The organism is Vibrio sp. KUL70, from assembly GCF_059725515.1.
This window is the reverse complement of record NZ_AP045834.1, coordinates 428317-451851: the sequence shown is the minus strand read 5'-3', so window position 1 is coordinate 451851 and position 23535 is coordinate 428317. Positions and strand designations below refer to the sequence as shown.

Here is a 23535-nt window from a genome sequence, read left to right as displayed (position 1 = left end):
CTGCCCTTTTATTTAGATGAATCAAAATGCTATGCTTCACAAGTAATACCAATCGTAGTAAATAATTGCTCACCCTAGCTTGTTAAAATGCTCGATAACTGCGTTAGAATTTTTGATTGTAGAATAACTACTTATCGAAAAATGCTGCCTTGTTCTCAAGCCTTTTTCCTGCGCTATTTTTGATCACCTATTTACTGTGATTGGTATAACTCAAACTGGTCACCCATGTGTGGAGGCTTTATACCTTACCTGCCGAAGAGGGAAACATGCTGTCCTTTCTATTTCGTTCAATTTCCCTTGGATTAGTATCAGCACTGATTATTCTTGTCGCTTTCCCACAGCTTAGACCCAACTTTGTCACTGAAGCGGCGAGTAAGCAGGTAAGCAATATCGGTTCACTGCAACTGTCATTCAATGATGCTGTGAGGCGGGCTGCACCTGCGGTGGTTAACATCTACAGTCGTAAGTACGACGAATCCGATCGCAATAAGCTACTCACTCAAGGTTTGGGCTCTGGCGTTATTGTCAGTGAGAAAGGTTACATCATTACCAATTACCACGTGGTGGCTCAAGCAGACCAAGTCGTGGTTGCTCTTCAAGATGGTCGTGCTGCCGCCGCGCAGTTAGTCGGTTCAGATAAACGAACTGATATCGCCATACTACAAGTCAGCGGCGATAACCTTCCTGTGATTCCTTTAAACCCAAATTACGAAGCTAATGTCGGCGACATCGTACTCGCGATAGGAAACCCATATAACCTTGGCCAGACGACGACATTTGGCATCATCTCCGCAACTGGCCGTTCGTCGATCAGTGCTGACCGCCATCAAGCCTTCATTCAAACAGATGCAGCGATCAACGAGGGTAACTCAGGTGGTGCACTCGTCAACTCGCAAGGTGAACTGGTCGGTATTAACACCGCTTCTTTCCAACAAGCGACTGACATGGAAACCTACGGCATCTCATTTGCTATCCCTTATGGATTGGCGAACAAGATCATGCAGAAGATCATTGCCGATGGTCGCGTGATTCGTGGCTATATCGGTATCGATGGACAAGACATCAACTCGGTGACTTCTCGTTTATTAGGCAACAAAAACATTGGTGGCATTGTGGTGCTCGGGATCGATCCTACAGGCCCCGCTGCTGATGCAGGATTCGAGGTTCAAGATATCATCATCAGTATCGATAACACCAAGATCAATGGACGCCAAAGTGTTATGGATATCGTTACCGACCTAAGACCTGGCACAGTGGTCGATGTGGGCATACTTCGCCAGGGTGAGAATAAAACCCTTAAGGTCACAATTGCAGAAGACAAGCGCTAGCTAAGATCTGATTAAACAAATCGACGGTTAACACTCAGTAGATTGCAATCGAGTAGGAGGAGGCCTCACGGCCTCCGTCCTCTCACACCACCGTACAAGCGTGTATCGCATACGGCGGTTCCAAGGTAGACTAACTTACGTTAGCTTAAGTCCACTATTTAACTTTAACGCCAATGTGGCTTGTCTCTCTTCGCTAGCAACAGATCCGTTTCCGACTTCACCATCATTATTAGCGGAGTTGTAGGGGTTCTACTTTTGACTGAGACTCCATACACACTGAGAATCTGTTAACTGTAGCCTTAAAACCTTGATTCAGGCCTTCCCCACATTGTAGGTACTATGCCCTCTGCTGACTTCTTATCAATCTTCGTCTAGCATCACTGCTAGCCTAGTCTCGCGGACAATTGATAAGACCTCCCGAGGTAAGATGTCACCCTTTCCCATAGCTCTGCCTGATTTACATAATCACACTTCTGTTCGAGACTTTGGGCTATTCTATCTGTTGCTAGGTTACCCAAGTTGATTATGCCTACTATCAGATTTCTGTTCGTCAAAGCTATGTTTTGCCATTTGCTTCCTTCAGATTCCACCTCACGATGGACACCCTTGCATAGGCTAACGCTTCCTGCTCGACAAGGCGCGTAGAGGACTTTCACCTCCTAGGTTGACACCATGCTCGGCGCACAACAACAAAAACCCAGCTCAAGGCTGGGTTTTTATTATCTATAAAGCTGTTTAAGATTACTCGTCACTCTCAATGTCGATACGAGTCACGCGCTGCAGACCTCTTGGCAGTAGACCACCACGACGGCCACGCTCACCGCGGAAGTTATCCAGATCAGCCGGCTTCAAGCCAAGCTTACGCTTACCCGCATACAGCGTCAGCGTTGTCCCTTGAGGGATAGCCATTAGGTGTGAAACAAACTCTTCACGCTCTTTGGCTTTCGCTGATGGGATATTGATGATCTTGTTACCCTTACCTTTACTCAATTGAGGCAGGTCTTTAATTGGGAACAGCAACATACGACCTTGGTTAGTAATCGCCAAAATCTCGTTGGTCTCTAGATCTTCAATCGGACTTGGTAGCATGACTTCAGATGCTTGAGGCAAGTTCACCAGAGCCTTACCGCTCTTGTTCTTCGACAACAGGTCACTGCCTTTACATACGAAGCCGTAACCGGCATCAGAGCCCACCAGCCATAGCTGATCATCATCACCCATCACGACTTGGCGGATCGAACTGCCCGCATTGATATTCAAGCGGCCAGTAATCGGCTCACCTTGGCTACGCGCCGAAGGCAGAGAGTGAGACTCAAGTGAGTAGCTGCGACCATCACTGCCGAGGAATACGGCTTGTTGGTTACTCTTACCACGCGCACTCGCAAGGTATTTGTCACCGGACTTGTAGTTCAAGCCTTCTGGGTCCACGTCATGCCCTTTCGCATGGCGAATCCAACCTTTCTCAGAGAGTACCACTGTGATTGGCTCACTCGGTACAAGGTCGCGCTCTGTCAGTGCTTTCGCTTCTGCACGCTCAACCAGTGGAGAGCGACGATCATCACCGTACTTATCTGCGTCCGCTTGGATCTCTTTCTTAATCAGAGTGTTCAAACGACGCTCAGAGCCGAGTAGTTTCTCTAGCTTCTCACGCTCTTTTTCTAGCTCATCTTGCTCACCGCGGATCTTCATCTCTTCCAGTTTGGCAAGGTGGCGAAGTTTGGTATCTAGGATTGCGTCCGCTTGGATCTCAGTGATACCAAAGCGCTCCATCAGAACCGCTTTAGGATCATCTTCAGTTCGGATGATCTCAATCACTTCATCGAGGTTAAGATAAGCAACCAAAAGACCTTCTAAGATGTGTAAGCGCGCTAGCACTTTATCAAGACGGTGCTGTAGACGACGACGTACTGTTGTACGGCGGAACTCAATCCACTCTTTTAAGATCTGAACAAGACCTTTCACTTGAGGACGGTTATCTAGACCAATCATGTTCAAGTTAACACGGAAGTTCTTCTCAAGATCTGTGGAAGCGAACAGGTGACTCATCAACTGATCACAGTCGATACGGTTCGAGCGAGGAACCACAACGATACGCGTTGGGTTCTCGTGATCGGATTCATCACGCAGATCATCAACCATTGGTAGCTTCTTAGCACGCATCTGGTTAGCAATTTGCTCTAGAAGCTTAGCGCCGGATACTTGGTGAGGCAGAGCTGTGATAACAATATCAGAGCCCTCTTTGTGCCAAACCGCGCGCATCTTGATGCTGCCACGACCCGTTTTGTAGATCTTCTCGATATCTGACTTCGGAGAGATGATCTCAGCTTCGGTTGGGTAGTCTGGACCTTTTACATGCTCCATCACTTCCGACAGTTCCGCTTTCGGGCTGTCGATAAGTTTAATGGTCGCATCGGCAATCTCACGCACGTTATGTGGCGGGATATCTGTTGCCATACCTACCGCGATACCAGTGATACCGTTAAGCAGAATATGAGGCAGGCGCGCAGGCAACATTTGCGGCTCTTTCATCGTGCCGTCAAAGTTTGGTTGCCATTCAACCGTGCCTTGGCCTAATTCACCAAGCAAAACCTCAGCAAACTTAGACAGTTTCGCTTCGGTATAACGCATCGCAGCGAACGATTTCGGATCATCCGGAGCACCCCAGTTACCTTGACCATCGACCAATGGGTAGCGGTAAGAGAACGGTTGTGCCATCAATACCATGGCTTCGTAACACGCCGAGTCGCCGTGTGGGTGGTACTTACCCAGTACATCACCGACGGTACGCGCCGACTTCTTGTATTTAGACGCAGCTGATAAGCCAAGCTCAGACATCGCGTAGATAATACGACGCTGTACAGGCTTAAGACCGTCGCCAATGTAAGGCAATGCACGATCCATGATCACGTACATTGAGTAATTTAAATAGGCATCTTCGGTGAACTTGCGCATTGGCAATTGTTCAACGCCATCAAAAGTAATTTCGTTAGACATTCATTATACCTCGGCCAAATCACCGTTGTTTTGTAGCCATGAACGGCGATCATCAGCACGCTTCTTACCTAGCAGCATGTCCATCATTTCGTTGGTCGCTTCACTGTCATCAATCGTTAGCTGAACCAGACGACGAGTATTTGGATCCATAGTAGTTTCGCGTAACTGAAGTGGGTTCATCTCACCCAGACCTTTGAATCGTTGTACGTTGATCTTGGCTTTCTTCTTCGATAAGCGCTCTAGCACACCATCTTTCTCATCGTCATCAAGGGCATAGAACACCTCTTTGCCACAGTCGATACGATACAGAGGCGGCATAGCCACATAGATATGACCCGCTTCAACCAAAGAGCGGAAGTGACGAGTGAACAGGGCACACAGCAGAGTCGCAATGTGCAGACCATCCGAGTCCGCATCGGCAAGGATACAGATCTTACCGTAACGTAGGCCAGATAGGTCATCGTTGTCTGGGTCGATACCCAAAGCCACCGAGATATCGTGTACTTCTTGAGATGCGAGAACTTGGTCTGCCGATACTTCCCATGTGTTAAGAATCTTACCACGCAGTGGCATCACAGCTTGAAACTCACGGTCGCGAGCTTGTTTTGCTGAACCGCCCGCCGAGTCACCTTCCACAAAGAAAATTTCAGTGCGGTTTAAGTCTTGAACTGAACAATCTGTCAATTTACCTGGTAGTGCTGGACCTGATGCTACCTTCTTACGTACCACCTTCTTGCTGGCACGCATACGACGGTGCGCATTGGCAATACAGGTTTCGGCTAGTTGCTCAGCCAGTTGTGGTTTTTCATTCAACCACAAGCTGAAGGCATCTTTTACAACGCCAGAAACAAACGCAGCGGTTTGACGAGAGGAAAGACGCTCTTTGGTTTGACCTGCAAACTGAGGATCCTGCATCTTAACCGACAGTACGTATGAACAGCGATCGAAGATGTCATCACCGGTTAGCTTAACACCACGCGGCAACAAGTTGCGGAATTCACAGAACTCACGCATCGCATCCAATAGACCTTGGCGCAAACCGTTTACGTGAGTACCACCTTGCTTGGTCGGTACTAGGTTCACGTAGCTCTCAGTGATCATCTCACCGCCTTCTGGCTGCCAGATCACTGCCCAGTTTGCCATTTCAGTTTCAGCTGTGAACTCGCCGATGTACGGCTCTTCAGGTAGTAGGGTGTAACCCTTCACGCCCTCTGCAAGGTAGTCTTTTAGACCATCTTCATAGAACCATTTATGCTCTTCATTATTCACCTTATCACTAAAGGTGATCTCTAAACCTGGACACAGAACGGCTTTGGCGCGCAGGTTGTTCACCAAGCGCAGTACAGAAAATTTAGAGCTGTCGAAGTACTTCGCATCCGGCCAGAAATGGACCGATGTACCGCTATTACGCAGACCACATGAGCCAGTAACAGTTAGGTCGGTGACAGCAACGCCGTTTTCAAATGCGATTTCATGGACTTGACCGTCACGACGAACAGTAACTTCAACGCGCTTTGAGAGTGCGTTCACCACAGAGATACCTACACCGTGCAGGCCACCTGAGAACTTGTAGTTATTGTTTGAGAACTTACCACCTGAGTGGAGCTTAGTTAAGATCAGCTCAACACCTGAGATGCCTTTCTCTGGGTGAATATCGACAGGCATACCACGACCATCATCCACCACTTCTAAAGATTGGTCAGCATGCAAGACCACTTTGATCTTCTTCGCATGGCCAGCCAATGCTTCATCCACAGAGTTATCGATAACTTCTTGGGCTAAGTGGTTTGGCCTTTCAGTCTCTGTATACATCCCCGGACGGTGTCGAACCGGGTCGAGACCTTCAAGAACCTCGAGGTCTTTTGCATTATATTGTTCAGTCATAATACGGAGTTTACTCAAAAAATTTACGTCTGTTCGCTGGGCTCTAATTCGATATAACCGCGTTAGTTGCCGTGAACCCTCACAGCAGAGCGAACGAGCGAAAGTATTGGGGAATATAGTCTGGAAGCAGCGGTTTGATGTCAAGCACGTTCAAAAACTATGACACCAAACTATGATATTTCACCACTGATAGATGAAATAACAGGCAAAAAAGATAAGATGTTGCGGCTGAGGCGACACCTTATAAGGCTAGAAATTCAATTATCTTTTGAGGGTAACGTTCAAAGTCGACAAAGCTGTGGTCGCCACCCTCTTCTACAGTCTGCTTCGCTCCTTGAAACTTAGCCACCGCTTGACGGTAATCTAAAACTTCATCTTCTGTTTGTTGTAGTAGCCAAAAATCATTTGGCTCGGAAATAGAGGCCACGTCGAGCTGTTTGAGCTCATCAATGTGCTTTTCCTCTAAAACATAATGTTCATTAGTGTATGGATTGACCTGTTCACCGAGGTAATCGGCCAACAACTCATAAGGTTTCACTGCTGGATTAACCACAACCGCTTTAAACCCATAATGCGCATTTAGCCACGTCGATAAATAACCGCCTAATGAGCTGCCCACCAACGCAATTTGGTACTGCTCTTTGTGCTCTTCAACAATGTTTTTAAGATGAGCGGCAGCCAGAGCTGGGAAGCTAGGCAATTGTGGCGTCACCACTTTGATATCCGGACGATGTTCAGCACAGTAGTCGGCCATCACATTCGCTTTATGCGAACGCGATGAGCTATTAAAACCGTGGATATAAAGCAACATTGAAGGCTTATTTGTTGACGCAGCAGCTGGCATTAGTACCCCTCGGCGTTGAAGTCAGGTGTGAATAGGCCGCGTTCAAGTCGGCGAACTTCGGTTGCAATCTCACCGTTTGGTTTAAGCTCAAGCTCTCGCCAGCCCGGACTTAGCGTATCAAGTGCAAAATCGTCCGAGTTTGGCTTGAACTGAACACACGTCGATGGTGTCGCCATCACCTGCACACCTAGATGCTCTCGGTTCATATCTTGGTGCACGTGACCACATAAAACGCCACGAACGTTGTCATGTTGCGAGACGACATCCCAGAACTGCTCTGCGTCTTTCAAGCAGTGTTGGTCAAGCCAAGCGCTGCCGACCAATAACGGATGATGATGCAGTAGAACGAGTGTATGCTTGTGCGGATATTCCGTTAATTTCTGTTCTAATAGCTCAAGCTGTTGATCGCTTAAACGACCATGTGGTACCCCGACAACTTGGGAGTCAAGCAGAATCATCTGCCAATGCTCTCCCAGCAACACATGCTCAACACATTGAATTTGAGCCGATGGGATAACGCTGCCCATGTTGGGTTTATAGTCGTGGTTACCTGGCAACCAGTAACAAGGCTTCTCTAAAGGCTGAATGCCAGCCTCAAATTTTTGGTAAGACTCTGCGCTGTGATCTTGAGAGATATCACCCGTCGCTAGAACCGCTTCATATTCAAAACCTTGGTTCACAATGCCATCGACAACAGCACGAAAGCTATCTTCTGTGTTGATGCTCAGCAAGCTGCCATTACTTGGCGCAAAGAGGTGCGTGTCGGTCAGTTGCACTAACTTAATGCTGCTCTCATCTAATTTTGAAGTGTGTGATAATTCCAAAATAACAAATCCAGATACGTTACTGTTAGATCTTCAAAGTATTCAAACGTACGCTAATTCAGCGTAATAGGTGTGCGACTGATTCCATTTTTTAAACAAAACGTTAACCATTCGCCAAGAAACTTATTGAGTTGAAATTTCTCGTCTTTTTGCAAAAGCTTGGTGTTTGGGTAGTCGTATTTCGCTTTGACTCTCGAGAAGTCGCCACTGGCACATACCTCTGCAACGCGAGCGTCGTGATATAGCCTGACAGACATTTTTGGCAAAGGGAATACTGGCATCTCATCACTCTGACATATGTCTATTAATGTGGTGTATTTTGTGACCTCATTCACTGTCAATTGATACACCATGTTAACCGCTTGATAACAACGCACGTCGCCCACCTGATGTTCAGCAGGCAGCAGCGCGTTCAATTTTGCGTAATTGGTTTCATACACTCGCATCAATTCAGCAAGATCAACATGATACGGCTTTTTCACCGCTATATTCGGCATAGCGTTACTCTTTCCACTTTGACTGTAAATCCAGGTAGTTCAGTTGCAACCATTGCAAAGCAATAATAGTAGCACCGTTTTCGAACACACCTTGCTGTACCAATTGATAAGCTTGTTCACGGCTCATCACCTGAACACGAATGTCTTCACCTTCGTAATCGAGTCCATGTACACCACTAGCTGTTGTAGCATTAACACAACCCACCATGACATCCAGCTTCTCAGAGCAACCACCCGATGATGGGTAGTATGAAGTAATCGGTAGAACATGAGTCACTTCAACGCCAGCCTCTTCGACAGCCTCTCGACGGGCGACTTGTTCCGGCGATTCATCGGTATCGATGATTCCCGCGACGATTTCATATTGCCAAGGGTTCTCATGCTCAAGCGCCCCCACTCGGATCTGCTCGACAATCACCACCTCATCTCGAATAGGATCGTAAGGTAGCAATGCAGCAGCATGTCCACGCTCAAACATTTCACGTTCTATTGGCTTACTCCACCCACCTTCAAACAACTTATGTCGAAAGGTGTATCTGACCATTTTGAAAAAACCATGAAAGAGCGTTTCTTTTGAGACAATTTCCACATCTTGTGGAGTAAACTCATGTTGTTGATTGTCATACTGTTGCATTTAGCACCTCACTCAGTGATCTTTATAGTTTACTCATTGTACGAGTTAACTACCAAGGTCTAGGTTCAACTTTTTATACAAAATTTATAATTAAATTTAAGTATCTGAAAATAAATATTGCACAAGTGGACAGTTAAAGGTAAAAAAGTGCAAAGTTTCGAGTAAATTACCATCAAACTGAGTTAAACTCTGTTAAAGAAAAATTCTCTTAAGGCAGGAATAGGAAAATGAGAAAACTGCTTCCACTATTTATCAGTGCGGCAATTGGCAGTCTGAGTTCATCAGCTTTTGCTGATACGCTAGCCGAAGTATATGACCAAGCAAAACAAAACGATCCAACACTTCTTCGTTCAGCTGCGCAGCGTGATGCCGCTTTTGAAGCCGTCACCTCTAGCCGTAGTACACTACTACCGCAAATCAACCTAACTGCGAACTATGACATCAACCGTGGTGACCGTGATTATGATTCAGGAAACAACGCAAACCTCGACAATAACAGTTGGGGTGTTGGTGTAGGATTCACGCAAGAGCTTTACCAACGCTCTTCTTGGATTACTCTAGACACAGCTGAAAAAACAGCACGTCAAGCTGATTCAGCTTACGCGGCAGAGCAGCAGGGGCTGATCCTTCGTGTTGCGACGGCTTACTTTGAAGTACTGCGTGCACAAGACAACCTTGAGTTCGTTCGTGCAGAGAAAGCAGCTGTTGCTCGTCAACTAGAGCAAACCAAGCAACGCTTTGAAGTTGGTCTGTCGGCGATCACTGATGTACACGATGCGCAAGCGCAGTACGATGCAGTACTAGCAGATGAAGTTCTAGCTGAAAACACACTGACTAACAACTACGAAGGTCTACGTGAGATCACCGGTCAAGAGCACTCTAATCTAAGCATCCTTGATACTGACCGCTTCTCAGCAAGCAAGTCTTCAGAGTCAGCAGTAGCACTAGTTGAACAAGCACAAGAGAAAAACTTAAGCTTATTGGCTGCTCGTATCTCTCAAGACATCGCGAAAGACAACATCTCACTAGCGAGCTCTGGTCACCTTCCAAGCCTAACGCTTGATGGTAGCTACTCTCTAGCTGATCAGTCGAACAGCTCTGAAGATTACGATCAAGACGGCTTAAACCTTGGTCTAAACCTAGTTGTGCCCCTATACACAGGTGGCAATACAACCTCGCTGACTAAGCAGGCTGAATACAACTATGTAGCAGCGAGTGAAGATCTTGAAGCGACTTACCGTAGTGTGGTTAAAGACGTTCGCGCGTTCAACAACAACATCAGTGCATCGATCGGCGCGCTACGTGCTTATGAGCAATCGGTAGTTTCAGCTCAATCTGCACTTGAAGCGACAGAAGCCGGTTTCGATGTCGGTACTCGTACTATCGTTGACGTGCTTGATTCAACTCGTCGTCTGTACGATGCGAACAAAAACCTATCTGACGCACGTTACAACTACATCCTAAGCGTACTGCAACTGCGTCAAGCGGTAGGTACACTTAGCGAGCAAGACATTGTTGATGTGAACGCAGGCCTAAAGCCAGCGAGCTAATCACTTAACAAACGGTCTGATAGAGAGTGAGGTCATCGCTCTCTACATATACAGATACAAAAATGCCGCTCATCGAGCGGCATTTTTATTTATCGAACATCAAATCAAGTGAGGCGCTTATCCACGACCACCTTTGATTGCTTCAATGATCTCTGTAGTTGAGCAACCATCTTCAAAGTTGAGCACTTTCACTTCACCACCTGCAGCGATCACTTCTGCACCACCAGCGATCTCTTCTGGCTTGTAATCACCGCCCTTAACGAGAATGCTCGGCAGTACCTCAGAGATTAGGCGCTGTGGCGTGTCTTCAGAGAAAGGAACCACCCAATCTACTGCACCTAAACCGGCAAGAACCGCCATACGACGATCGGTTGGGTTGACCGGACGACCAGGACCTTTCAAGCGTTTAACCGACTCATCCGTGTTTACCGCAACAATCAGGCGATCACCCAGCTCTGCCGCGTGGTTCATGTAAGAGACATGACCCGCATGAAGGATATCGAAACAGCCGTTTGTCATAACAACTTTCTCACCTTTAGCACGAGCTTGTTTTACCGCTTCAATCAGAGCCGCCTCTGAAATCACACCATAATCGGTATCTCGGCTACCATGTACCGCTTCTGCTAGCTCAATCATAGATAGAGTCGAAGTACCCAGCTTACCGACGACAACCCCTGCCGCTGCGTTCGCTAGTGCGCACGCTTCATCAAGTGGCTTACCAGCAGCAACAGAAGCCGCTAGTACCGAGATTACCGTATCACCAGCACCCGTCACGTCATACACTTCTTTCGCTTGTGTTGGCAGGTTGAAAGGTTCTTGACCTTTACGCAACAGGGTCATACCGTGCTCACTACGGGTAACAAGCAGTGCTTCAAAGTCAAACTCTTCAATCAGAGCCAAGCCTTTTGCAACGAGATCCTCTTCTGACTTCACTTTACCCGCGACCAGCTCAAATTCGGCCATGTTCGGTGTTAGCAGTGTTGCACCACGGTAGCGTTCAAAATCCGCACCTTTCGGGTCAATAAACACTGGAACATTTGCTGCACGCGCTTTCTGAATGAAACGCTGTACGTGCTCAAGCGCACCTTTAGCGTAATCAGACAGGATAACAGAACGCACGTTCGGTAGCGCTTGCTCCATACGAGACAGAACCAGTTCAGGATCGGTATTCTCAAACTTGTCTTCAAAATCTAGACGAATCAACTGCTGGCCACGGCTCATCACACGTAGCTTAGTGATGGTTGGGTAATCTTCTAGCTCAACAAAATCACAGTTAACATTAAGCGCACTCAGTGTGTTCTTAAGTACTTGTGCTGGCTCGTCTTTACCCGTTAAACCAACGATATGCGCATGGCCGCCTAGTGAAGCAATATTCATTGCCACGTTAGCTGCACCACCAGGACGCTCCTCGTTATTCTCTACTTTTACTACAGGTACTGGCGCTTCTGGTGAAATACGACCGGTAGGGCCATACCAGTAACGGTCTAGCATCACATCACCGACAATCAACACACCCGATTGGCTGTAGTCAGGTAGAATAGGTTTCATTAGGGATCTCCAAAAATCGAATCTGGATAGAGTCTAGCACACTGATAGTAGTGGCTAAACCATAGAAAAAGACAATGAAGCGGTTTGAGTCACCGCTTCACAATCTAGACGGTTACACTGATACAAGGTTTGCGCTATTCAGCGAGCATCCACTGCTGCCAAGCCTGAGTGACAAGCGCCCTCTCTTGCTCAAACTTATCAATTGCCACATCAGCATCGAGATTAAGTAAGTTGCGATGGTGAATTTCATCACGCAATGTGGTGTAAGCGTGAGTGAGGGCCATCGCTTGTGATTCTTCCATTATGCCCTGTGACATCAGACTCTCGAAGATACGCACATTGTCACACCAACGTGTCAGCTTCGGTTTCTCATGGCTGTACCTCAACACTAGGTATTGAGCAAGAAACTCAACGTCGGTAATTCCACCACGGTCTTGTTTCAGCATAAAACGATCGCTTTTCTTACCGCCTAAGTGAGCGCGCATTTTCTCACGCATCTTGACTACCTCTTGCTTAAGGTCGTCACCATCACGCTCAAGGCATAGTACCTCATGCCGCGTCTTGTTGAACGCCAATGCCAAAGGCTCGTCACCATAGATCATACGCGCGCGAGTCAATGCTTGATGTTCCCACGTCCACGCTTCAGTGTGTTGATACTCGTCAAAGGCATCGGTTGGGCTGACCAGTAGACCAGATGCGCCAGAAGGTCTTAAGCGCGTATCGACTTCATACAGAATCCCTGAGGCAGTGCGAGTCGAGAAGATATGAATAATGCGCTGCGCTAGGCGCAAATAGAATTGACGACCATCAATCTCTTTTTTGCCGTCGGTATAAACATCTACAGGGCAGTCATGCATGAAGACAATATCCAGATCCGAGTTATAGCCTAACTCCCAGCCCCCAACTTTTCCGTAACCAACAACCGCAAAGCCGCGCCCATCACGATCCTTAATGTGGGTAGGCTCGCCATATTTAGCCGACACTTGCAGCCAAGCTTGATTCACTCCAGCTTCTACAATGGCTTCGGCTAAGTAGGTTAAGTGATCACTCACCTTCATCACAGGCAACACACCTGCAATATCTGCCGCTGCAATCCTCAAGATACAGGTCTGCTTAAACTGACGCAGCCCCTCCATCTGTTGTTCCATGTCATCTTCTGGAATGCGTGCAAGATAGTCACGCAGCTCAGTTTTGTACGACTCTAATGGCACAGGGTTATACAACTGCTGAGGATCGATCAATTCATCAAGCAAGATTGGGTAGCGCCCCAGTTGCTCAGAAATCATCGGACTCGCGGTACACAGGCGCACCAACTGAGTCAGAGCCGCAGGGTGCTCATCGAGCAGTTCAAGGTAAGTGGTTCGCGTGACGATTTTTTGCAGCAGGTGCAACACACGCGACAAGCCAAACTCTGCATCTTTGTTGGTGTATAAGGCTTGGAACACTTTCGGCATCAAACGGTTAAGAACTTCGCGTCCTCTTGGGCCCAACGTTTTCTTTGCGAGATCAGTCTTGAACTGAATGATGGTGGTGGCGGCTTTCTGTGGATCAACGGCATTGATATCAGTCTCCAAGACATGCTCGATTACGTCCTGCTTATGTGCCATATCCCACAACTCGCAGAAGTGGCTCGCGATGGGGTTGGCTTCCTCCTCTTCAACACCGATCAGCTCCTCAAACACCCCATGAACATTGGCCATATGCTGACGAGTCTCCTCAATCAGCGCTGACCAATTTTCAAATTGCATTGCAACCGCTAGCTGTAGCTGCTCTTGCTCATTATCGGGCAAGGTTTGGGTCTGCTTGTCGGCCATCGCTTGCAGTAGGTTCTCTAAACGGCGAAGAAATAGGTAAGCCTCTCTAAGGTGTGCAACTTCACCTGACTCTAAAAGCTTCAAGCCGTCTATGGCTTCGAGGGTGTTTAATAGACCACGGTCACGCAAACTCGGCTCTCGTCCACCACGAATCAGTTGAAAGACCTGCGCAATAAACTCCACTTCACGAATCCCACCAGGGCCGAGCTTAATATTATTCGACAAGCCGCGACGACGTACCTCGCTGCTGATCATTGACTTCATACGACGCAAAGACTGAATGGCACTGAAATCGATGTAACGACGGAACACAAACGGGCGCAGCATTTGTCGTAGTTCTTGATACTCAGGGTACATTTCGCTCCCCATCACCCGAGCTTTCACCATCGCATAGCGCTCCCAGTCACGTCCTTGCTCTTGGTAGTAATCTTCTAGCGCTGCGTAACTCATGACCAATGGGCCACTTTCACCAAATGGACGCAGTCGCATGTCAACGCGATAGCAAAAGCCATCAAAGGTCTGTTGGTCGAGAGCTTTAATGATGCGCTGCCCGAGACGTGTGAAAAACTGCGCATTAGCGATACTTCTGCGTGCACCTTGTGTCTCGCCATTCTCTGGATAGGTAAAAATCAGGTCGATATCAGAAGAGAAGTTCAATTCTCCTCCGCCTAACTTACCCATGCCGATGATCAGCATAGGTTGAGCTTCTCCCTGCGCATTACAAGGCGTGCCCCACTCTTTGCAACAAATATTGTATTGCCACTGATAGGTTTCAAAGATCATTGCTTCAGCGAGCATTGAAAGGTGGTTAAGGCTCTGCTCTAGAGGCCAAGACGCAGTAAAGTCTCGCCAAGCGATATATGACATTTCGCGATTACGAAATTGACGCAGAACACGCTGACCACTCATCTCATCGTGACACTCGCTCAAAAGAGCTGCGAGTCTCTCTCGATAACCTTCGGCGCGCTCTTCACTCTCAAGCATGGTGGGCAACACTTTTGCTAACTCACTGTCACGCTGTAAGCAGTCGCCGACGAAGCTACTCAACCCTAAAACATAATTAAGTTGCTCTTGATACTGGGGAGACCAAGCCGAGATCGCTTCGCCTTGATGTTCAAGCAGATTTTCTAAAACCGATTGAGAGTGCTGAGTAAGTGAAGCGGGCAATTGCATTTTTCTTCCTTGTTTGACTAAGCGCATACTGTCTCTATTTATATCAAACTATTGCCAATAAAAAACGCCCACATCAGGAATGTGGGCGTTTTATCGGATTAGAAATAAGACCTAAGCTTGCAAAATCACTCTAGACCTTGAATTGCTTGATCTTACCATCCAGCTCTTCAGCATTGCTTTGCATGATTTGTGAGGTTTCAAGAAGCTCACCAACGACTGTGACCGAAGCTTCAACCAACTCTCGAACATTGGTTAGATTCACATTCATCTCTTCCGCAACACTGCTCTGTTGACCGGCCGCTGTTGCGATTTGGAAGTTCATATCATTAATTTGGTTGACCTGACTCACGATGCCATCAAGCTCAGAGCCCGCGTTGGTGACCAAGTCAACCCCTTCCGCTGCTTCAACAACACTCTTCTCCATCAACTCAACCGCTGAGTTAGCGCTGGTTTGTAGGTGAGTGATCATGTCTTGAATTTCGACTGTCGCCTGTTGGGTGCGCTGGGCTAGGTTACGTACTTCATCAGCCACCACCGCAAAGCCACGCCCTGCTTCACCTGCACGTGCCGCTTCAATTGCCGCGTTCAATGCAAGAAGGTTAGTCTGCTCAGAAATGCCTTGGATAGTACCCACTACGCTACCAATTGAGTCCACACGCTCTTCCACTTGATTTACCGCAGCCGCTGATGCAGCGATATCGGTTGAGAGTTCACTCATTTTAGACACAGAGCCTTGTACAAACTTTTGACCTGTAAGGGCTTGGCCCGATGCTTGCTCGGTAAGAGAAGACGCATTCTGTGCATGCTCAGCGACAGTTTGAACGGTCGAGGTCATTTCACTCATTGCAGTCGCTAGCTGATCAATTTCATTGAACTCTTCCTGCGCTGATTCCTTAGTTTCAGACATGCTGATCGTCATCACTTCGGTCAGAGCGAACAGTTCATCGGATGAAGCCACTTGCGTTTTAATCATGTCATTCAGCTGAACGCGAGTTTTCTCAAGCTCACGAGCGACATCACCATACTCATCTTTACAATCCATATGGATGGGTACTGACAAGTTTTTGTCCGCCATAGTTTTTATAGCTTCACTCAGATACTGAGTTTGGCGCAGCATCACACGAGCTGCAGCCATAAGAAGAACCACAAACACCACAATCATCAAGCCGGTTTGCCAAGCCACCTGCACTAGATATGTCTCGTAGTGCTCTTGTGCGACTTGTGCGTTGTTCGTTGCCGCAAGCAATGAGTCATGGAATGTGCTGGCATCCCACAGCTGTTTGGCAATGATCAAAATGGTACTGAATACCATCAGCATGATCATTTTTGGAACGAGACGAATGTCAGAGATTACCCTTTCCCACGGCTTGAATGACAGTTTAGTCATTGTCAGTTCTCCATTAAGTCTTATATATTGAATGCTTCCATATCCACGCAATAGCAAAGATTTGCTAAAGATTGCGATTTATTTCGAGCTTCGTATGAATGTTAGATAGTACCAAAGACACACCCAAGCCAATGAGCTTATTATCACTGATTCTCTCTTTCTTAGCGTTATTTGTGATCTCTAGCTTATTGTTTGCGCCTATCGATGATGAATCTAAACAAGTTCTTATCGGCCTAGACTTTGTAATCTGTAGTGTTTTTCTTCTGCAGCTCACTGTTGATCTGGTTCGAGCGGAAAACAAAATTTCATACTTAAAGATTCATTGGATTGATTTTCTTGCCAGTATTCCGATGGTCGAACCTTTGCGTTTCGCACGTATCTTTCAGATATTACGGGTTGTTTTGGTTTTACGCTCCAGCAAACGAATTTTTAGAGAGCTGTTTCGCAATCGCCGAGAAACCACGCTCGCATCCATCATTTTATTGCTAGTGCTGCTGCTCACTATCGGTGCCGGTACGATTTTGTTACTCGAACATAAACAACCAGGAGCCAACATTACCACTGGATACGATGCGCTGTGGTGGGCGTTTGTCACGATTAGCACCGTCGGATATGGCGATCACTACCCTGTGACAAGCTCTGGAAAACTGGTGGCCTCTTTAGTGATCATTTGTGGCGTGGGCGTATTCGGTATGATCTCGGGCTTAGTGACATCGCTGATTACCGAGCCGACCGATTTACAGAATAAGAAGCTGGAGAACAAAGACAAAAAGCTCGACCTTATTCTGGAACAACAGCAACAGATCCTTGAACGATTAGATAAGCTAGAACAGCAGATAAAAAAATAGGGCGTAATGCCCTATTTTCATGTTCTATCTGGTGATTGTTAACCTTGCCAATACGGCTCAACTTCAACACTAATTTGGCGCGTCTGCTCCATCGCATGCAGAATAGACACCTCTTGGCGAGCCAACCAACGCTCTAACTGAACTTTTTCATCCCCTTCTAACTTGTCTGTTAGCGGGGCTAATGTTCTTAGCATCAACAGATCATCGATACCTTGGATCATATCCGCCCAAGGTAGACGGAAGCTGTTACGCTCATCAGCATCATACAGACTGGCAAATCCAACACCTGTATAGAGGTTACGCATTAAGCGATACTGCTGATCGATGTAAGCCTGGCTGGTCATCACACGTTCTGGCGGGAAAACTTCCATAAGCTCTGCCCAAGTACGATCTAATTGCTTGACCGAAAACCACTCAATTCCACGTGCCATTTGCTCTCGCGCTTTCTCATCGAGGAACGGCTGCCAGCCACGCGATAGGATCCAACGGCTCAAATCAAGCAACAAACCGGTATAGCGCGCAGAGCTCAGCAGAGTCAGTAGCTCTTCACGGTCTGGAAGTTGCTCTTGCATCTCTTTAAGTTCAGCAACCAAGAACTTGCGAGCGTCTAACTTACGTAAAACGTGGCCTTTGTCTTCTAGCAAGTCTTCTAAATGGTCGTAGCTCTTAAGCCATTCTAGCTCTTGCTCTAACCACTTAAGTTCTTGGCGAAGAATCGCACTCGCACGACGCGGGACAATGCCACCATAAATGGTAAATGTTTGACGGATAAAGCTCAGAGAATGGCTGATTTCATGCAGTGCTTCTATCGACTGGCGCTCAGTAAAGATCTGCTCATGGTAGTGCCAGTGAGACAGAGCGTGCTCTAAAGATTGGATAAAACAGGATTCAACCGTGTCATTCTTGTTGGTCTTCACCAAGGTCAGAGGTTTCACTTCATCGCCTTGGTAACCTTGTGCTAAACGATAACCTTTCGCTGCTTTACTCAAGTTGCCTAGACGCATGCCGCCCTGTTCGCAGAACTGGCGAGACAGTGTGAATAACGAATCGGCCTGTCCAGATTTAAGCTCTAACTCAACCTCACAGATAGGCTCTTGTTGGTCACCAGACTCAACAAAGCCCTGGTCAAACGCCACCTCAATCTGACTACCGTCAGGCATCCCCACCAGCCACTGCTCGCGAGTGAAGTTAGTCGAAAAAAGAGGAATCAGTTCAGATTGCAGTGTCTCGACATCCTTACCGTCTGGCCAGATATCACCTGGGTGAAGAGATAGATTCGGTTGATTGCTATCGTGCTCCGCATTGTACTCTGGTCTCTGGTGTAAACCAGCCACCACACGACCCGCTGTTTTTACGGTTTGTACAAATACGTCATCAAAGCGTCGAATGCGCAAGCCAGTATCATGCTTACGTAGCCAGTTGTCCGGCGTATCAAAGTAGATGTTACCTAGCTCTCGACAACTGTGCTGAAGTACCTTCGTTTCAGCAATTTTATTGCGTAAAGTCTCTGAAAATTCAGGAGAAACAAAAAACTTCAGTTCTATCTCGGTTTCCATAGTTATACCTTTCTGGGAAGATAGGGACAGGATATTGCCAATTTTAAAACTCGGCAAGTCAGAAATATCGCCCATATGATGATCTAAAACAGTTTTAATGAGAGATTGATTAGGTTAACATGCGCGACTTTATAGCCATCGCTTAACATTTCACCACGAATATGGTGTATGTTTTTTTTAAGGTTATTATTTATTAGGTTGGACAACCATGCCAGTAAATACAATTATGGGGTTATTTGCAAAGTCCCCAATTAAACCTTTGCAACGTCACGTTGTGTGTGTGAACGAATGTTGTTCTCACCTAGTAAACTTCTTTGAAGTCTCTTCAAAGGGTGACTGGGAAAAGGCAGCTGAAATTCGTGCGCAGATTTCTCATCTTGAAAAAGAAGCAGATGTCCTAAAACGTGAAATCCGCCTTAAACTTCCTCGCGGTTTGTTTATGCCAGTTGATCGCACCGATATGTTGGAGCTATTAACTCAGCAAGACAAACTTGCAAACCTAGCGAAAGACATCGCTGGCCGCGTTTACGGTCGTCAGCTTGTCGTTCCAGCTCCTCTACAAGAGAATTTCATCGCTTACGTTAAACGTTGTCTAGATGCAGCGAACCAAGCACAAAACGTAATCAATGAACTTGATGAATTACTTGAAACTGGCTTTAAAGGCCGTGAAGTAACACTCGTTGCTGAGATGATTCATCAATTAGATGTAATCGAAGATGATACAGACGCGATGCAGATTGAGCTGCGCCAACAACTCATGGCAATTGAAGCAGATCTAAACCCTGTCGACATCATGTTCTTATACAAGATTCTTGAATGGGTCGGTGGTATTGCAGACCAAGCGCAGCGTGTTGGCGCTCGTCTTGAAGTAATGCTTTCTCGATCTTAAATCAAACGTTAACTATATAACGAAGAGCACTTTTTAACCAAAACCACTTATGCGTTGAGTATTTCTCTCGCTGAGCGGTTTTTTGCGTCTAAATTTGCTCCGCTTGTTATCAAACAACTAGGTATTACGATGGATATCCTTGCTAACTACGGCACTGTCCTGATTCTTATTGCAGCAGCTTTCGGTTTCTTGATGGCTATTGGTATTGGTGCGAATGACGTTGCGAACGCAATGGGCACTTCAGTAGGCTCAAAAGCTCTAACCGTTAAACAAGCGATCATTATCGCAATGATCTTTGAATTTGCTGGTGCTTATCTTGCTGGCGGTGAGGTTACCGATACTATCCGTAAAGGTGTTATCGAGACATCTCTATTTGCACACCAACCTGACGTACTTGTATTCGGCATGATGTCAGCACTGCTTGCTGCTGGTACATGGCTACTACTTGCTTCTTACATGGGCTGGCCTGTATCAACAACACACTCAATCATCGGTGCTATCATCGGTTTCGCTTGCGTGTCTGTGGGTACTGAAGCGGTGGACTGGGGCAGTGTTCAAGGTATTGTTGGTAGCTGGATCATTACGCCTGTTATCTCTGGTTTCTTCGCTTACGTTATCTTCGTAAGTGCTCAGCGTCTAATCTTTGATACTGAGAACCCACTGTTTAACGCTAAACGTTTTGTGCCTGTATACATGTTCATCACAACAATGGTGATCGCGCTGGTAACAATCAAGAAAGGTCTAAAACACGTTGGTCTTCACCTAAGCAACACTGAAGCTTGGATTTGGGCTGCTGGTGTTTCTGCGATCGTTATGGTTGGTGGCTACCTATACATCCAGAAGAAATTCGCTAACCGCGAAGAAGACCACAGCTTTGCTGGCGTGGAAGGTATCTTCTCTGTTCTTATGGTTATCACAGCGTGTGCGATGGCATTTGCTCACGGTTCAAACGACGTAGCGAACGCGATTGGTCCACTGTCTGCTGTTGTATCAACGGTTGAACACATGGGTGAAATCACGGGTAAGAGCACCATCGCATGGTGGATTCTGCCTCTAGGTGGCTTTGGTATTGTTGTTGGTCTAGCAACTCTTGGCCACAAAGTAATGGCGACAGTTGGTACTGGTATTACAGAACTCACACCAAGCCGTGGCTTTGCAGCACAACTTGCAACAGCGTGTACCGTAGTTCTGGCTTCTGGTACTGGTCTACCAATCTCAACAACACAAACACTTGTTGGTGCAGTATTGGGTGTTGGTTTCGCTCGCGGTATCGCGGCTCTAAACCTTGGCGTAGTTCGTAACATCGTTGCTTCTTGGATTGTAACACTGCCAGCAGGTGCACTGCTTGCGGTTGTATTCTTCTACGCAATTCAAGGTATGTTCATTGGCTAACCCCTTTTTAGGGGGCTGAATCCACGTCAGAAAATTGTGAGCTTCAGTAACGATATGTAAATCTCATGTCATTATTGACTCAAATACACAGAAAGGGAGGCTCAGCCTCCCTTCTTTGTTGCACCCTACCGAGAAACTAAATACTATCTGCTAACTGAGGCTGACTTATCGCCCACCCCAATTGAAATCGTTAAGGGATTTACTGTGAAAAAACTGATTAGCTTCGTTTTGTTCGCAATGCTTGCAGCCCCAGCTGCGTTTGCACAAGACCGTTATATTGCTGATAAACTATTTACTTATATGCACTCTGGCCCAAATAATAGCTACCGTATTATTGGTAGTGTCGATGCTGGTGAAAAAATCACATTCCTACAAGCAAATAAGCAAACGGGTTACACCCAAATTCAAGACAACCGTGGCCGTAAAGGCTGGGTTGAGAGTAAGTTTGTCACTTCTCAAGAGAGCATGGCACTGCGTATGCCTAAGCTAGAGAAAGAGCTAGCTGAAGTTAAAGCGAAATTGGCAAATGCGCGTCAAAGCGCAGATAGCGAGAAAGCGGGTTTAATCAGCTCTCTTGAATCTCGCAACACGCAAATTTCTGAGCTAGAGCAGAACTACAGCGAAATCAGCCAACAGCTGACAAGCGTTCAAACGGAAAACCGCGAGCTACGCGCTAAGCTAGACACGCAAAAAGACGACCTACTATTGAAGTACTTCATGTACGGCGGCGGTGTCGCTGGCCTAGGTCTGTTATTTGGTCTGATTCTTCCGCACCTAATCCCGCGTAAGAGAAAATCACCAAACGGTTGGGCGTAATCGCAACAAATCAAATAAGGAGCACTCATGTGCTCCTCAGATTGCTGACGAACCCCACTTTTTGAAGTGGGGTTCTCTTTTTCGAGCGGCCGTAGGCCGCGATCGCGATATTTTTTTATTATGCGAAGTTTGGAAGAGCCCAACACTTAAATTGGCATCTAGACGCCATAATTTGACGTATTTGGGACATATTTAGCCCTATTTTTTGTAAATAGCTCACCACCAAGGCTATCTTCTTGATGTTTTGAGCGGCAGCTGCCAACCAACATTGCATTTGCACTTTCGAGAGCCCGCGGAAGCGGGCATAACGGTGACCATGGTGCTGCTTAGCGTCGGCGAAGCTCCGCTCTACCGTCTCACTTCTTCGCCTATACGTCTTTTTCCATAAGGTGAGAGCCGCATTTGGTTGGCTCTATCCATCGCGTCCGTATAGATATGTCTTGTAATGACTTTCTTTATATTTTTACTTTGCGTACAGTCATCTCTCATTGGACAGAACGCACACTCTTTCGGGTCGGAGTGATACTCACGATACGCATCTCTAGACGTTGTTTTATAGATGAGCTCTTGACCGTTAGGGCAGCGGTAACTGTCTCGCTCTCCATTGTAGATGAAGTGCTTTTTCTTGAACGCATTCTTTGTTCTCGATGGTCTGCGATAACCGAACACGCCTAAGATATTTCGACGCTCTAATGACTCAGCGACTGGCGCAGTGAAGTAGCCCGCGTCGAGTCCAACGGCGATTGGATTAAGGTTAAATTGCTCTAGGGTATAGTCCAGACGCTTCACATAAGGTTGAGAGTCATTGATATTACCTGCTGTGACATGGGTATCTAAGATAATGCCATGCTGTCCATCCACTGTACGGTGGTCGAGATAGAAGAAGCCTTGGGGCTTATTATCTCGAGTCATGAAGCCACTTTCCGGGTCGGTAGTACTCGTTTTGGTGCTCTTAGTTTTAGGCTCAGCGGTACGTGACTTTAGAGGTTTCTTACCCTCTTTCTCTCGGTCTAGCGCGACATCTTCATCGAGCATATCAAGATAAGCACTGGCGCGAACCTTAGTCACTTTGTTCGTGTGCTTATTTTTGTTGGCATTGGCTTTTAGGTGCGTGCTGTCAGTAAATAGTTCTTGGCCTGCGACCAAACCTTTCGCCATTGCCTGCTCTACGATATTGATAAAGATACGCTCAAACACATCGGTACCATTAAAGCGGCGAATACGGTTTTGGCTGAGTGTCGATGCATGGATAACTTTCTCTGTCAGTGACATACGCAGGAACCATCGATAAGCGACATTGACTTCAATCTCTTTCACGAGTTGTCGCTCGCTTTTTATTCCGAAGAGGTAACCAAGCAGGATGATTTTAAACAGGCGTACAGGGTCAACAGGTGGGCGACCGTTGTCTTTACAGTAGAGGTGAGCGACTTCATTACGGATAAACTCGAAGTCGATGGCTTTATCTATCTTACGAACTAAATGGTTCTGAGGAACGAGCTGTTCCATGGTGACCATTTCGAGTTCATATTGTTGAGGTGAAGGCTCTTGAAGCATAGT

General features: G+C 46.8%; 17 protein-coding genes. 6 read left to right on the top strand and 11 right to left on the bottom strand.

Annotated elements, in window-relative coordinates:
• The first annotated feature begins 266 nt into the window (after positions 1 to 266).
• Positions 267 to 1328, top strand: coding sequence for an outer membrane-stress sensor serine endopeptidase DegS (gene degS / locus AC6I7V_RS02025; protein ID WP_261882555.1), 1062 nt, complete (start codon positions 267 to 269; stop codon positions 1326 to 1328).
• A 741-nt stretch (positions 1329 to 2069) separates the two neighbouring features.
• Here degS and parC read toward each other — a convergent pair.
• The 6 genes from parC to nudF form a co-directional block, all read right to left on the bottom strand.
• Entirely contained in the window at positions 2070 to 4322 is a 2253-nt protein-coding gene (gene parC, locus AC6I7V_RS02020) for a DNA topoisomerase IV subunit A (RefSeq protein ID WP_261882554.1), read from the bottom strand.
• 3 nt (positions 4323 to 4325) lie between these two features.
• Complete coding sequence (gene parE, locus AC6I7V_RS02015) at positions 4326 to 6206, bottom strand: DNA topoisomerase IV subunit B (protein WP_032553096.1); 1881 nt, start codon at positions 6204 to 6206, stop codon at positions 4326 to 4328.
• A 241-nt stretch (positions 6207 to 6447) separates the two neighbouring features.
• Complete coding sequence (gene yqiA / locus AC6I7V_RS02010; protein ID WP_255231487.1) at positions 6448 to 7050, bottom strand: esterase YqiA; 603 nt, start codon at positions 7048 to 7050, stop codon at positions 6448 to 6450.
• On the bottom strand, positions 7050 to 7874 hold the full coding sequence (cpdA, locus tag AC6I7V_RS02005) for a 3',5'-cyclic-AMP phosphodiesterase (protein ID WP_261882552.1): 825 nt from the start codon (positions 7872 to 7874) through the stop codon (positions 7050 to 7052). Before cpdA ends, yqiA begins: the two co-directional genes overlap by 1 nt.
• Positions 7875 to 7927: 53 nt before the next feature.
• Positions 7928 to 8371, bottom strand: a complete 444-nt coding sequence (locus AC6I7V_RS02000) for a DUF1249 family protein (RefSeq protein WP_255231489.1) — start codon at positions 8369 to 8371, stop codon at positions 7928 to 7930.
• Positions 8372 to 8375: 4 nt separating this feature from the next.
• Positions 8376 to 9005: an ADP-ribose diphosphatase gene (gene nudF / locus AC6I7V_RS01995; protein WP_498011242.1), complete on the bottom strand. Its 630-nt coding sequence runs from the start codon at positions 9003 to 9005 to the stop codon at positions 8376 to 8378.
• Between the two features lie 227 nt (positions 9006 to 9232).
• Here nudF and tolC point away from each other — a divergent pair, with 227 nt between their 5' ends.
• On the top strand, positions 9233 to 10555 hold the full coding sequence (gene tolC / locus AC6I7V_RS01990) for an outer membrane channel protein TolC (RefSeq protein WP_255231491.1): 1323 nt from the start codon (positions 9233 to 9235) through the stop codon (positions 10553 to 10555).
• A gap of 117 nt (positions 10556 to 10672) precedes the next feature.
• On the opposite strand, the gene hldE is transcribed toward tolC, so the two are convergent.
• The 3 genes from hldE to AC6I7V_RS01975 all read right to left on the bottom strand — a co-directional run bounded on the left by hldE (position 10673) and on the right by AC6I7V_RS01975 (position 16477).
• A complete protein-coding gene (gene hldE, locus AC6I7V_RS01985) occupies positions 10673 to 12103 on the bottom strand; it encodes a bifunctional D-glycero-beta-D-manno-heptose-7-phosphate kinase/D-glycero-beta-D-manno-heptose 1-phosphate adenylyltransferase HldE (RefSeq protein WP_255231492.1) in 1431 nt (476 codons plus the stop codon).
• 134 nt (positions 12104 to 12237) lie between these two features.
• The gene (gene glnE, locus AC6I7V_RS01980) at positions 12238 to 15090 is read right to left on the bottom strand and encodes a bifunctional [glutamate--ammonia ligase]-adenylyl-L-tyrosine phosphorylase/[glutamate--ammonia-ligase] adenylyltransferase (protein ID WP_498011629.1); all 2853 of its coding nucleotides are present in this window, start codon (positions 15088 to 15090) and stop codon (positions 12238 to 12240) included.
• A 130-nt stretch (positions 15091 to 15220) separates the two neighbouring features.
• Entirely contained in the window at positions 15221 to 16477 is a 1257-nt protein-coding gene (locus AC6I7V_RS01975) for a methyl-accepting chemotaxis protein (protein ID WP_498011241.1), read from the bottom strand.
• A 98-nt stretch (positions 16478 to 16575) separates the two neighbouring features.
• On the opposite strand from AC6I7V_RS01975, the gene AC6I7V_RS01970 reads away from it, so the two are divergent.
• Positions 16576 to 17325 carry a potassium channel family protein gene (locus tag AC6I7V_RS01970; RefSeq protein WP_261882548.1) on the top strand — a complete coding sequence of 250 codons (750 nt, stop codon included), beginning with the start codon at positions 16576 to 16578 and terminating at the stop codon, positions 17323 to 17325.
• A gap of 38 nt (positions 17326 to 17363) precedes the next feature.
• Here AC6I7V_RS01970 and AC6I7V_RS01965 read toward each other — a convergent pair whose 3' ends face one another.
• Positions 17364 to 18881: a CYTH and CHAD domain-containing protein gene (locus AC6I7V_RS01965; protein WP_498011240.1), complete on the bottom strand. Its 1518-nt coding sequence runs from the start codon at positions 18879 to 18881 to the stop codon at positions 17364 to 17366.
• A gap of 208 nt (positions 18882 to 19089) precedes the next feature.
• Here AC6I7V_RS01965 and AC6I7V_RS01960 point away from each other — a divergent pair, with 208 nt between their 5' ends.
• The 3 genes from AC6I7V_RS01960 (at position 19090) to AC6I7V_RS01950 (ending at position 21978) form a co-directional block, all read left to right on the top strand.
• Entirely contained in the window at positions 19090 to 19770 is a 681-nt protein-coding gene (locus AC6I7V_RS01960; protein ID WP_255231496.1) for a TIGR00153 family protein, read from the top strand.
• A 129-nt stretch (positions 19771 to 19899) separates the two neighbouring features.
• On the top strand, positions 19900 to 21162 hold the full coding sequence (locus AC6I7V_RS01955; protein ID WP_255231497.1) for an inorganic phosphate transporter: 1263 nt from the start codon (positions 19900 to 19902) through the stop codon (positions 21160 to 21162).
• 204 nt (positions 21163 to 21366) lie between these two features.
• Positions 21367 to 21978, top strand: coding sequence for a TIGR04211 family SH3 domain-containing protein (locus tag AC6I7V_RS01950; RefSeq protein ID WP_255231498.1), 612 nt, complete (start codon positions 21367 to 21369; stop codon positions 21976 to 21978).
• Between the two features lie 118 nt (positions 21979 to 22096).
• On the opposite strand, the gene AC6I7V_RS01945 is transcribed toward AC6I7V_RS01950, so the two are convergent.
• Positions 22097 to 23532, bottom strand: a protein-coding gene (locus AC6I7V_RS01945) for an IS1182 family transposase (protein WP_498010782.1) whose coding sequence is annotated in 2 segments (ribosomal slippage) — positions 22097 to 22359 and positions 22359 to 23532 — 1437 coding nt in all. Because the reading frame shifts where the segments join, the coding sequence is not laid out codon by codon here.
• Between the last annotated feature and the right edge of the window lie 3 nt (positions 23533 to 23535).

Coding starts and splice junctions, on each gene's coding strand:
- degS (WP_261882555.1), top strand. CDS start 267: ATGCTGTCCTTTCTATTTCGTTCAATTTCCCTTGGATTAGTATCAGCA.
- parC (WP_261882554.1), bottom strand. CDS start 4,322: ATGTCTAACGAAATTACTTTTGATGGCGTTGAACAATTGCCAATGCGC.
- parE (WP_032553096.1), bottom strand. CDS start 6,206: ATGACTGAACAATATAATGCAAAAGACCTCGAGGTTCTTGAAGGTCTC.
- yqiA (WP_255231487.1), bottom strand. CDS start 7,050: ATGCCAGCTGCTGCGTCAACAAATAAGCCTTCAATGTTGCTTTATATC.
- AC6I7V_RS02000 (WP_255231489.1), bottom strand. CDS start 8,371: ATGCCGAATATAGCGGTGAAAAAGCCGTATCATGTTGATCTTGCTGAA.
- nudF (WP_498011242.1), bottom strand. CDS start 9,005: ATGCAACAGTATGACAATCAACAACATGAGTTTACTCCACAAGATGTG.
- tolC (WP_255231491.1), top strand. CDS start 9,233: ATGAGAAAACTGCTTCCACTATTTATCAGTGCGGCAATTGGCAGTCTG.
- hldE (WP_255231492.1), bottom strand. CDS start 12,103: ATGAAACCTATTCTACCTGACTACAGCCAATCGGGTGTGTTGATTGTC.
- glnE (WP_498011629.1), bottom strand. CDS start 15,090: ATGCAATTGCCCGCTTCACTTACTCAGCACTCTCAATCGGTTTTAGAA.
- AC6I7V_RS01975 (WP_498011241.1), bottom strand. CDS start 16,477: ATGACTAAACTGTCATTCAAGCCGTGGGAAAGGGTAATCTCTGACATT.
- AC6I7V_RS01970 (WP_261882548.1), top strand. CDS start 16,576: ATGTTAGATAGTACCAAAGACACACCCAAGCCAATGAGCTTATTATCA.
- AC6I7V_RS01965 (WP_498011240.1), bottom strand. CDS start 18,881: ATGGAAACCGAGATAGAACTGAAGTTTTTTGTTTCTCCTGAATTTTCA.
- AC6I7V_RS01960 (WP_255231496.1), top strand. CDS start 19,090: ATGCCAGTAAATACAATTATGGGGTTATTTGCAAAGTCCCCAATTAAA.
- AC6I7V_RS01955 (WP_255231497.1), top strand. CDS start 19,900: ATGGATATCCTTGCTAACTACGGCACTGTCCTGATTCTTATTGCAGCA.